General features: G+C 65.6%; 7 protein-coding genes. 3 read left to right on the top strand and 4 right to left on the bottom strand.

Going from position 1 to position 11977, the window contains the following annotated elements:
• Both KHY18_RS25825 and KHY18_RS25830 read right to left on the bottom strand, forming a co-directional pair.
• The coding region (locus KHY18_RS25825; RefSeq protein WP_213306969.1) for a ferredoxin reductase at positions 1-513 on the bottom strand (513 nt) is incomplete at its 3' end.
• Entirely contained in the window at positions 510-1574 is a 1065-nt protein-coding gene (locus KHY18_RS25830) for a Rieske 2Fe-2S domain-containing protein (RefSeq protein WP_213306972.1), read from the bottom strand. The genes KHY18_RS25830 and KHY18_RS25825, both read right to left, overlap by 4 nt.
• A 561-nt stretch (positions 1575-2135) precedes the next feature.
• On the opposite strand from KHY18_RS25830, the gene KHY18_RS25835 reads away from it, so the two are divergent.
• A complete protein-coding gene (locus tag KHY18_RS25835) occupies positions 2136-8660 on the top strand; it encodes a DUF4347 domain-containing protein (RefSeq protein WP_213306975.1) in 6525 nt (2174 codons plus the stop codon).
• Between the two features lie 110 nt (positions 8661-8770).
• Positions 8771-9238, top strand: coding sequence for a MarR family winged helix-turn-helix transcriptional regulator (locus KHY18_RS25840; protein ID WP_213306978.1), 468 nt, complete (start codon positions 8771-8773; stop codon positions 9236-9238).
• A 42-nt stretch (positions 9239-9280) separates the two neighbouring features.
• Here KHY18_RS25840 and fdhA read toward each other — a convergent pair whose 3' ends face one another.
• Both fdhA and KHY18_RS25850 read right to left on the bottom strand, forming a co-directional pair.
• Positions 9281-10486: a formaldehyde dehydrogenase, glutathione-independent gene (gene fdhA, locus KHY18_RS25845; protein WP_213306981.1), complete on the bottom strand. Its 1206-nt coding sequence runs from the start codon at positions 10484-10486 to the stop codon at positions 9281-9283.
• Between the two features lie 151 nt (positions 10487-10637).
• Positions 10638-11084, bottom strand: coding sequence for a nuclear transport factor 2 family protein (locus KHY18_RS25850; RefSeq protein ID WP_213306984.1), 447 nt, complete (start codon positions 11082-11084; stop codon positions 10638-10640).
• 165 nt (positions 11085-11249) lie between these two features.
• Between KHY18_RS25850 and KHY18_RS25855 the strand changes: the two genes are divergently transcribed.
• The coding region (locus KHY18_RS25855) for a LysR family transcriptional regulator (RefSeq protein ID WP_213306988.1) at positions 11250-11977 on the top strand (728 nt) is incomplete at its 3' end.

Raw genomic sequence — 11977 nt, forward strand, 5'->3', positions numbered from 1 at the left:
GCCGTCGGCAAAATAGTGGGCCACATGGGGCGCGAGCTGCGGCGCGGCCAGCACATCGAGAAACGCGGTGTGGGCGCGCGAACGCGTGCAGTAATGCAGCTTGAACGCCTGGCCCGTGGCGCCCAGGTGGCGCGCCATGCTCAGAATGGGCGTCACGCCTATGCCGCCCGCGAACAGCAGATGCTCGCGCGCGGGCTGGGCCAGCGCGAAGTGGTTCTTGGGCGCGCTGATCTGCAGCCGGTCGCCTTCGGCCACCGCATCGTGCATGGAGAGCGAACCGCCGCGCGAGGCCGGATCGCGCAGCACGCCGATCACATACCTGCCCGTCTCGGCAGGGTCGTTGCTCAGCGAATACTGGCGCACGAAGTCGCCGGGCGCGAACACATCGATATGCGCGCCCGCGGTGAATGCGGGCAGCGGCTGCCCGCCGTCGGCCACCAGCTCGAGCCGGCAGATGGCCTCGGTTTCCATGGTCTTGCGCACCACGCGCACAGTGAGCAGGTCAGCACTCATGCGGCGGCTCCCGCAGTGGCGATCGCGGCCGCGACACTGGGCGCATTGCGCTCGGCTTCCAGCCAGCGGTCGATGACGCGGCGCGACTGCACGCCGCCGCTGTCGATGTTGAGCATCAGCAGCTTGCGCTCGGGGTAGCGCAACAGATTCTGCTGCTGGCGCTCGAGCATTTCCATGTCTTCCGAGAAGATCTTGCCCTGGCCTTCGCGGATGGTGTCGGTCAGCGCCTGGTCCTGCGGCTTGAAGTTGCGCGCCATGCCCCAGAAGTAGTGGTGCGAGGTATCGGTCTCGGGCGTGATGAAATCGACCACGATGCTCGAGACCTTGTGCTCGGGCAGCGCGTCGTAGCCGCCCTTGCCTTCGAGCGCCACGCCGACCTCGATCATCACGTGGCTGGGCGGCGTGAAGCGGCAGATCTGCCAGCGGTCGACCAACTGGTCGTCGGGCAGGCCGTTGCCGCGCAGCGCCATGCGCCAGAACGGCGGCGCATGGATCTTTTCCATGAAGCGGCTGGTGACGACTTCGTCGCCCACGACCTTGGTGTTGACCGGCGCCTCGTCGATTTCCTTTTGGCCAATGCTGCTGGCGTGCACATAGGTCTCGTGCGTCAGATCCATCAGGTTGTCGACCATCAGCCGATAGTCGCAATGGATGTGATAGCGGCCGCCGCCGTAGGCCCAGTCAGGACTTTCGGCCCATTCCAGATGGTGCAGCGGCGTGGGCACGCCCGTGCCCGGCCAGACCCAGATGAAGCCATAGCGCTCGATCGCGGCAAACGCGCGCACCGGCGGAAAGCCGCGCACGCGCTGGCCCGGCATGGAAACCGTCTTGCCATCGCAGCCCATCTCCAGCCCGTGGTAGCCGCAGACCAGCTTGCCATCAACGACCGTGCCCAGCGACAGCGGCGCGCCGCGGTGCGGGCAGAAGTCCTCGAGCGCCACCGCCGCGCCCGCGGCATTGCGATAGATCACCATCGGCTCGTTGCAGATCTTGCGACCCAGCGGCTTGGCGCCGACTTCATCGGACATGCAGGCCACATACCAGGCATTCTTGGGAAACATCGTGAGGCTCCTTGTCTTTATGGATCAGTTCATTCAGTGTGCTGAATATGATTCAGTGTACTGAACCATGGGGCAAAATTGAAGCGGTCAAAGACTGCGGATTTCCCTATTGACAAGGGGCTGGCGAAGCTACTTTCGCATTCGATGTGGATTGGCAGCGCCCTGCTTGGCGACGAACGGCCGTGCGTGAACATCCGCGACCAAGGCAAAGCCAGACCTCTGATGCAGCACTGCTTTGCACGCCTGAAGCAGGGCCGCTCTCCAGCAAATGGAGTGTGGATTCTTATGCGGAAAACTCACTTGCCCGTAGTTGTATGTAATTGTGTTTTTTGTATAATTTTTATTCGATGTGCCAAGGGATTCTCTGTCGCCTGCCGAGTCTCGATATGCCACCGCAACCAGTCACATGCTGTTCGCCTCTGCAGCATGACCAGGGAACGACTTCCATGGGCTGATTGGTGGTGATCACCGGAACCAAAGCAGCAGCTTCGGCGCACGCCACCGGGGCTTGCGTGCGGGGCGTGCACTCCATTTCTTCATTCACTGCGAAAGCCCCCTGCCATGAACCCTACCCGCCTAATCGTTATTGATTCCGCCGTCACTGTTTCGCAGGCGCTGCTCTCGCAGTTGGATGAAAGCGGCGTCGTTCTGTTTCTGGAACACGGCACCAGTCCGTTGAAGCAGATTACCGATGCCGTGCAGGCACTTGCCGAGCAGGGGCACAGCGTCGATACGCTCGATCTGCTTTCCCATGGAGGCGACGGCTACGTGGTTCTGGGCGGGCAGCGTTACGACACGACAACCATCCACGCCCACGCGGATGCACTTGCGGCGCTGGGCGCGCAACTGGCCCCCGATGCGAACTGGCTGCTGTATGGCTGCAACGTGGCCGAAGACGAAGCCGGACTTGCGTTCATCAACGCCTTGGCCCAGGCCACGGGCGGACAGGTGGCGGCCTCCACGAACCCGACCGGCGCGCCGGCATTGGGCGGCGACAGCGTGCTGGAAGCCTGGACAGGCACGGGCGTTGCAGTGCCGCTGGATCTGTCGGCGTATGCCGGATTGCTGGCGGCTCCTGTCTCCTTGAACTTCGACCAGGTGGCCGTAACCAGTGGCCGCAGTCAGGGGGGCAGTCCTCGCTCGTTCGATGCGTGGACAGTGCGTCTGCTGACATCGTCCGACACGGATGCGCCGTCCACAGGATCAAAACCCAGTTATTTGGACGTAACCCAGCTCAATTCAGATACGCAACTTGCGGGACCGGGCGATGGAGCGCTCAGCGTCAATGGATATTTCACCGTAGCCCAGTCAGTCCAATTCTTTGCCACGTCGGGGGCGGAGTTCTGGCTTCAGTCCTTCGTTCTTAAAAACGGGTTGTCAGAGCCAACTCTACGCGTGGTCGGATACCGCGATGGAAATGTCGTCGCCCAGCAGGATTTCACGGAAACCGCCAACGACGCAACGTCGGTGACGGTGACGATCGATGCAAGCGCCAACCCGCAGTGGAAGAACATAGACGAGTTCCGTATCGTTCAGCAGAGCGGCTCTGCGGATATCCAGTTCTGGATGGACGATATTGTGGTCGCGGCCGCAGTGCTCCCCAATGTCCCACCTGTGATCGCCAACCTCAACGGCGACACCGTCAGCTTCATCGAGGACAGCGCCCTGGTGCTGCTCGACTCCAGCGGCAACGCCACGGTCACCGATTCCGACTCGGCCAATTTCAATGGCGGCAAGCTCACCATCCAGATCACCAGTGGCGGCAACTCCGCTGAAGATATTCTGCTGATCCGCGACCAGGGCGCGGGCGCCAACAAGGTGGCGGTCATTGGGGCCTCGGTCCTGTACAACGGCTTGACCATTGGCAGCTTCACAGGCGGCAGCAACGGCACTGCGCTGGTGCTGACCCTGACCAGCGACGCGACGCCGGCCAACGTGTCCGCGGTGCTGCAGAATTTGGCCTACCGCAACAGCAATACCATCAGCCCTTCCACCACATCGCGCGAGATTTCCATCAGCCTGGAAGACGGCGCCGGCGGCACCAGCGCAACCTCCACGGTGGCCGTCAGTGTCGTGGCGCTCAACGATGCGCCTGTGGTGAGCGCCACGGGCTCCAACCCGACGTTTACCGAAAACGGCAGCGCGGTCGCGCTGTTCTCCGGCACCGCGATCAATACCGTCGAGGCCGGGCAAACGGTGACCCAGATGACCTATACGGTCACCAACGTGGTCAACGGCGCTGCCGAGAAGCTGGTGATCGACGGCAGCGATGTGTCCCTGGTCCACGGAAGCTCCGCGACCACAACCGGCAACGGTGTGAACGTCGCGGTCTCGTTCACCAGCGGTACAGCCACCGTGACCCTGAATCATGCCGGTCTCTCGGCGACGGTGGCGCAAACCATCGTCAACTCCATGGCCTACCGCAACGACAGCGAGACGCCGTCGGGATCGACGCGGGTGGTCACCCTGACCAGCGTAGGCGACAGCGGCGGCACGGCCAATGGGGGCATCGATGCGACCGCCGTGGCCGTGAGCAGCACCGTGACCGTGGTGTCGATCAACGATGCGCCCACCTTGAGCGGCGGACCGTTCACGATGACATCGGTAGACGAAGACACCACCACCAGCGGCTACCTGGTGAGCACCCTGCTTGGCAGCGTCTACTACAGCGACGTCGATACCGGCGCGCTTGTCGGCATCGCCGTGACCTCCACCAGCGGTAGTGGCACCTGGCAGTACTCCACCGACGGCAGCAGCTGGACAGATTTCGGCACCGTCTCCAGCGCCAGCGCTTTGCTGCTGACGGCAACGACCCAGGTCCGCTACCAGCCGCACGCCGACAACGGGGAGAACGTGGGCCTGACCTTCCGTGCCTGGGATAGGAGTACCGGCACGGCCTCGACCACGGCGATACCCGGTCTGGCAAACACCACCAGCAATGGCGGCAGCACGGCGTTCTCCACCGGCACCGCCCAGTCCAGCCTGGTGGTGACCTCACTCAATGATGCGCCGGTGCTCACTGCCGTAGCGCCCACGCTGTCACCGCTGTCCGACAGTGCGATCGACAACGCCGGCGACCTGGTCAGCGCGCTGCTGGGGGGGATATCCGATGTCGATACCGGTGCGCTTCAGGGCGTTGCCATCACCGGCGTCAGCGCCACCTATGGCAAGTGGCAGTTCAGTACCGATTCCGGCTCGACCTGGAGCGATGTGGGCACCGTGAGCATCACCCAGGCACTGCTCCTTCGCGCCACCGATAAGCTCCGTTTCACACCGGACGGGCCGCATGGAGAAACCCCCGCCATCACCTACAAGGCCTGGGACCAGACCAGCAGCACAGGCTCCGAAGGCAGCAAGGTCGATGCCACCACAGCGGGCGGCACTTCTGCATTCTCGTCGCTCACCGATACCGCGACCCTGACGGTCACCGCCGTCAACGATGCGCCGGTGCTCACCGCTGGCGCAGGCGGCAATGCGGCCTTCACGGAAGGCGCCAACGTGACCTCGACGCCGGTAGTCATAGATGACGGCATCGTTGTCAGCGACCCGGACAGCCAAGACCTGGCCAGCGCCACAGTCCGGATCACCAATGCGGAAAGCACCGACCTGCTGGACCTGGTGGCCGTCGCCCAGACCATGGGCGACATCAGCGCCTCTTGGGATGCGCCATCCGCCACGCTGAGCCTGACGTCCACGGCAAGTGCCAGCCCGGCCCAATGGCAGGCGGCCCTGCGCGCGGTCACCTACACCAGCACTTCGGACAACCCGGACACCACGACACGGAACATCGAATTCAGGATCAATGACGGCAGCCTGGACAGCGGCGTGCTGACCCGCACAGTGACCGTGGATGCGCTCAACGACGCTCCGGTCAACGCCGTGCCGGACTCCCAGACCGTCAAGCAGGACGCCACCCTGGTCTTCAGCACCGCCAACGGCAATGCCATCACAGTCGGCGATGTGGATGGCGATATTCTGGAAGTCACGCTGACCGCCACCAATGGAACCTTGACCCTGCCCTTCTCGCCGGACGTGTGGGTTAGCGGCAGCAGCACCGATGTCACCACCGTGACCGTCCAGGGCAACGCGGGCCCGGTCAACGCGGTCTTGCAGGGCCTGAGCTTCACGCCCACCAGCGGCCACCTGGGCAGCGCGAGCATCACGGTCGTATCCAATGACTTGGGCTTTTCCGGCAGCAACGGCCCCAAGTCCGACACCGACACGATCAACATCACGGTCAACCCGCTGAACCCGTCCATCTCCGGTATCAGCGCCACGCAGGCCAACGGCAGCTACAAGGCGGGAACCACCCTCACCATCGTCGTCAGCTTCGACCAGGTGGTGAACGTCGATACCACGGGCGGCACGCCGGTGCTGCTGCTGGACCTGGGCCAACCCGGCCGCCAGGCCCTCTATAGCAGCGGCTCGGGTAGCGCCGCCCTGAGCTTCACTTATACCGTGCAAGCCGGCGACAACAGCGCCGATCTCGACTACCTGAACAGCACGGCCTTGCAGCTCATGGACGCCACCATCCAGAGTTCCGGCGGCGACAACGCCGTGCTGACGCTGCCCACGCCGGGAACCGCTGGCTCGCTGAGCGCCATCAAGAACATTGTCATCGACACCACGGTGCCTATACAGACCTTCGGCGCCCTGCATTTCTCGGAAGACACGGGCGGTAACACCGCGGACTTCATCACCAACACCGCAGTCCAGACCATCACGGCCACGCTCAGTACAGCGTTGGATACCGGAGAGAGTGTTTATGGTTCGCTCGACGACGGCGCCACCTGGGACGACATCACCGCCAGTGTCCAGGGCACGGCGCTGACCTGGAACAACGTCACGCTGCCCGGCAGCGGCACGCTGCGCCTTCGAGTCATAGACGCCGCGGGCAACGAAGGTGTACCGCTGATCCAGACCTACGTGCTGGACGCCACGGCCCCGGTCTTCAACCCGGCGCTGAGCAGCCCCGCCGACAACGCCTCCGCCGTCGCCACCAGCGCGGCCCTGGTGCTCAACTTCGGCGAGCGCCTGGGCTCGGCCGATGCCACCAAGATCTTGCTGCACGACACGCTGGCCGGCACCACGGTCGCCATCACCGCCACCATCGACGGCGCCGGCCGCCTGGTCATCACGCCCGCCGCGGCGCTGAAAGCTGGCACCGCCTACCACCTCACCTGGGATACCGATGCCATCCTGGATGTAGCCGGCAACGCCGCCGTCGCACTCGGTGATGCGACCACGTTCAACTTCACCACCGCGCAAGCGATCACACCGACCGAGCCCACGACGCCCACCGAGCCGACCCAGCCCACCGAGCCCTCGCTGCCCCCGGTGACCGTGGACGGCGCCACCGTCACCACCACCACGCGCACCGACAGCAACGGCGTCACCACCACGACCACGCGCGTCGCCCCGGTCACGCCCAACCGCAACGAAGACCCCAACACGCTCCACAGTGCGCTGGCCGACGTACCGCTGGCCAAGGACGCCAACGGCAACATCCTGGTGCAGGTGGGCCTGCCCACGGGCGTGGGCGTCAGCTCCGACAGCAGCAGCGGCGCCAACCTGACGCTGCGCGACAAGCTCATGGCAGCGACCTCGCCGCGCACGCTGCCCGGTGACTTCGCCACGCTGCTGCAGCAAGGCATAGACGCCTATGTGCCCACGGTCGGCGACCAGTCACAGGTCACGGTGCGCACATTGACGTTCAGCACCGCGCCCGGCGCCACGGCCTCCAGCCAGCCCATCGTGGTTCAAGGCACGACGGGCACCGGCGAGAGCGATCTCTCCCACCCGCTGCGCCAGGAAGCACTGGTCATCGATGCGCGCGCGCTGCCCGCGGGTAGCGTGCTGGACCTGAGCCGCGTCGAGTTTGCCATCGTCATCGGCAGCGTCCGGGTCATCGGTGGCGAGGGCCGCAACTTCGCCATCGGCGATGCCAGTGACCAGTGGATGGTGCTGGGCGCCGATGACGACGTGCTGCACGGCGGCGCCGGCAACGACACCGTGGGCAGCCTGGGCGGCAACGACCAGGTGTTCGGCGACGCGGGCAACGACATCGTGTTTGGCGGCACGGGCCATGACACGCTGTCGGGCGGCAGCGGCAACGACCGCCTCGACGGCGGCCTGGGCTGGGACAGCGCGCTGCAGTCGGGCAGCCTGGCCGACTACACGCTGGCCACCGACGGCCAGGTGCTGGTGTCCACGCACCGGGCCACGGGCGAAGTCGATCGCCTGAAGTCCATAGAGCAAGTGAAGTTTGACAATGGCCCGGCGCTGTATATCGCCGACAGCGAGGCCGAAGCCGCCGTGGCGCATATCGCCACGCGCTGGCTGGGCCTGGCCCCTACCCCCGAGCACGGCGCCTGGGCCCAGCAGCACAGCGAGTTGACCGCTCTGCAGGTGGCCCAAGTGGTGCTGCAGGCCGCGCCCGCGCTGTTCCCCGGCCTCACGGCCCAGCAGCTGATTGCGGGTCTGCAGGACAACGCACAGATCGTGCGCATGGACGTGATCCCGGAACTGAACCAAGGTACGGCCGGCCACGATGAACTGCGCATAGAGCTCAACCGCGCCGAAGTGCATCTGGAACACACCGGCAGCCACCGCTGGGAAGCCACGTCGCTGATCGACGGCAATATGGCCGAATCGATCAGTATCGAACGCCTGCACTTGAAGGACGTCAGCGTGGCGCTGGATGTCGAGGGTTCGGCCGGCCAGGTGGCGGGCCTGCTGTCGGTGCTGTTCGGCACCCAGGGGCTTGCGCACCAGGGACTGGCGGGCGCGGGTCTGGCCGCACTGGATTCCGGCATGAGCGTCGAGGTGCTCAGCGGTTTTGCGATCGACGCGCTGCAACAGCAAAAAGGCCATGCGTTCACGGCGCAGGAGCTGGTGCAATTGCTCTGGACCAATGCCACGGGCAGCGCGGGCACGCAGCAGCAGTTGCAGCCGTTCGTGCAGCAGCTGCAAAGCGGTGAACTGGCTTCGCGTGAGCTGGTCGACGCGGCCGTGCAGTACGCGCTGGCCCATCCTACGGCCGAGCTGGTGGGCGTGCTGGAATCGGGCTTGCTGTATACGGCATAAGCCTGGCGTGCGGGCCTCGGCGAAACCTGGGGCCCGCACGAAGACTGCTGGCATGGCCCGGGGTTTGCGGCCCGTACACTCGGTCTCATACTCCTAGCGCCATCTGCTCAATGAAAAAGAACCCTTCCGACCTGTCGCTTGACCTGTACGAACAGCCGGGTCACCTGATCCGTCGCGCGCACCAGATTGCGGTTTCCATGTTCCATGAGGAACTGGGACGCGATGTGACGCCCGTGCAGTACGCCATCTTGCGCATGCTGCAGGAGACGCCTGGCATAGACCAGGTCACGCTCGCGCTGAAAGTGGGTCTGGACAATTCGACGGCCGCCGATATCGCCCGCCGGCTCGAAGCCAAGGGCTGGATCGTGCGCGAGATGCTGCCGCGCCGGCAGCGCAGGCTGGTCCTGACCGAGGCGGGCACGCAGATGTTGTCGGGCTTCGTGACCGGCGTGCACCAGTTGAGCGCCAACATGCTTTCGAGCCTGGAAGCCGACGAGCAGCTGGAGCTGATACGGCTGCTGCAGAAGTTCGTGCACATCAACAACGACCAGAGCCGCGCGCCGGTGCGGCCCGACTGAGCGCGGCGCCTGCGCGCCGCGCCCAGCCCATCACAGGCGCGATCAGGCGCGTGCCGTGCCCAGCATGCCGTGCGGGTCGATGACGAACTTGCGCGGCACGCCGGCGTCGAATTCGGCGTAGCCCCGCGGCGCGTCGGCGAGCGAGATGACTTCCACGCCTACAACTTCCGCGATGTTGATGCGGTTCCACAGAATGGCTTGCATCAACGCGCGGTTGTATTTCATGACCGGCGTCTGGCCGGTGAAGAAACTGTGGGATTTCGCCCAGCCCAGGCCGAAGCGTATGCTTAAAGCGCCTTTTTGCGCCGCAGTGTCCTTGGCGCCCGGGTCGTCCGTGACATAGAGCCCGGGAATGCCGATCTTGCCCGCGGCGCGCGTCACTTCCATCAAGGAGTTCAGCACCGTCGCCGGCGCTTCGTGCTGCGCGCCCGCATGGCCATGGCCGCGCGCTTCGAAGCCCACGGCATCGACGGCGCAGTCGACTTCCGGCGTGCCCAGAATCTGCGCGATCTGCTCGCCCAGCGTCGCATCCAGCGACACGTCCACGGTTTCAAAGCCGACCTTGCGCGCATGCGCCAGGCGCGAGGGATTGACGTCGCCGACGATCACCACGGCCGCGCCCAGCAGCCGCGCCGAAGCCGCGGCCGCCATGCCTACCGGGCCGGCGCCGGCCACATAGACCGTGCTGCCCGGGCCGACGCCGGCGGTGACCGCGCCGTGGTAGCCCGTAGGAAGAATATCGGTCAGGCAGGTCAGGTCGCGCATCTTGGCCAGGGCCTGGTCGCGGTCCGGGAACTTGAGCAGGTTGAAATCGGCGTAAGGCACCATCACGTACTCGGACTGCCCGCCGACCCAGCCGCCCATGTCGACATAGCCGTAGGCGCCGCCGGCGCGCGACGGGTTGACGCTCAGGCACACGCCGGTGTTCTGCTCCTTGCAGGTCTGGCAACGGCCGCAGGCGACATTGAACGGCACCGACACCAGATCGCCCTTCTTGAGGGTTTCGACATCGCGCCCGACTTCAATGACTTCGCCGGTGATCTCATGGCCCAGCACCAGGCCCACCGGGGCCGTGGTCCGGCCGCGCACCATGTGCTGGTCGGAGCCGCAGATGTTGGTCGAAACCACCTTGAGAATCACGCCGTGCTCGATCTTGCGACCACGGGGATCGACCAGGTCGGGCAGCGCAATTTCCTGCACCTCCACTTTGCCCGGCCCCACATAAACAACGCCTCTGTTTCCCGCCATGATGCTCCTTTGCTGGTTGCGAATGTTCCGCCCCGCAGGAGCGAAACCATGTGCCACGCTATTCATTGCGTGTACTTAATGAAATTGAGTGTACAGAATCACTTCTGGTGGCGCGCCGCCGTTTGCTCCTCGTTTTCCCTAGACCGGGCGTTCAGGTCGCGTCGCGAAACATCACGAAACGCGCCACGCGCCGCTGTATCAGCCAGCCGCCGTCGGGCGCGCGGCAAAAGCGGTCATCGAACTCGCCGACCAGTTCACGCGCATGGGCCGGCCGGCCGTGCGGTCCGGGCTCGGCGGCCTCGTCGCAGGACCACAGCAGCACCTGGCTCAGCGCGCCGGGATGGTCTTCATCGGCGAAGTCGAACAGCGTGTTGGTGACCAGGTGCCGCGTGAGGCGGCCCGCGGGGCGCTGTGCATAGGCCGCGCCAATGGCCGCGCGCCCGCGCAGCGCATCGCCGCTGGGGCGCTGCAGCACGGCGTCTTCGGCGAACAGTTGCGCCAGGGCCTGGGCATCGCCGGCGTCGGCGCAGGCCGCGGCGCGCAGCACCAGATCCTGGCACGCCTGGCGTATGAACAGGCGTTCGATATCGTGATTCATTCGTGTCTCCTCGGATTGCGCGGCCTGCAATGTGCCGTCTTGATCCAGGCCTACAGCATTCCACGGCTGGCGCCCGCGGGCAAATGCCGCTATCGCGCCGACCAATGCGTTTTTCTTATGGGAGAATGAATTCAGCCCCACCAACGCCACGCGGAGCGCATCGACATGAGCCTTTCCATCGCCCCCTGGGCCGGCCCAGCGCCCGGCATCGCCACGCATCTTCCCACGCTGGTCGGGCAGTTGCGCGCGATGCGCGCCATGCTGGCCGTGGTGCAGCACGGCAGCACCATGCGCGCCGCCGAGGCCATGCATCTGTCCCAGCCCGCGGTCGCGCGCTCGGTGCTGCAGCTCGAGCAAGCCTGCGGGCTGTCGCTGTTCATGCGCGGCGCGCGCGGCATGATGCCCACCACGCTGGGCAGCCAGCTGGCCACGCGCATCGAAGCCATGCTCCAGCACCTGTCGAGCGGCGCGGCCGAAGCCCAGGCCGCGACCACGCTGGCCACGCGGCGCTCCCCCCTGCCCCAGCGATTTGCCGAAATCGTTCCCGCGGGTCAGCTGCGCGCGCTGATGGCGATCGCCGACTGCGGCAGCGAGTCGCAGGCCGCGCAATCGCTGGGCCTGACCCAGCCCGCGGTGCATGCGGCGCTGCAAGGCCTGGAGACCAGCCTGGGCCTGCAGCTGTTCTACAAGCTGACGTTCGGCACCCGGCTCACGCCCGCGGGCGAAGCTTTGCTGCGCCGCGTGAAGCTGGCCCTGGCCGAAGTGCGCGGCATGGACAGCGACCTCTCGGCCTGGCGCGGAGAGATTCGCGGGCGCGTGGTGGTCGGCGTGCTGCCGCTGTCGGTCAGCATCTTCCTGCCGCGCGCGGTCGCGATGCTTGCCGCCAGCCACCC

The sequence above is a fragment of the Acidovorax sp. CCYZU-2555 genome (assembly GCF_018413525.1).
In the GTDB taxonomy this organism is placed as follows: Bacteria; Pseudomonadota; Gammaproteobacteria; order Burkholderiales; family Burkholderiaceae_C; genus Comamonas.

What these genes read in the sequence shown, in the direction of transcription:
- KHY18_RS25835 (WP_213306975.1), top strand. Translation starts at nt 2,136, where the DNA reads ATGAACCCTACCCGCCTAATCGTTATTGATTCCGCCGTCACTGTTTCG.
- KHY18_RS25830 (WP_213306972.1), bottom strand. Translation starts at nt 1,574, where the DNA reads ATGTTTCCCAAGAATGCCTGGTATGTGGCCTGCATGTCCGATGAAGTC.
- fdhA (WP_213306981.1), bottom strand. Translation starts at nt 10,486, where the DNA reads ATGGCGGGAAACAGAGGCGTTGTTTATGTGGGGCCGGGCAAAGTGGAG.
- KHY18_RS25850 (WP_213306984.1), bottom strand. Translation starts at nt 11,084, where the DNA reads ATGAATCACGATATCGAACGCCTGTTCATACGCCAGGCGTGCCAGGAT.
- KHY18_RS25840 (WP_213306978.1), top strand. Translation starts at nt 8,771, where the DNA reads ATGAAAAAGAACCCTTCCGACCTGTCGCTTGACCTGTACGAACAGCCG.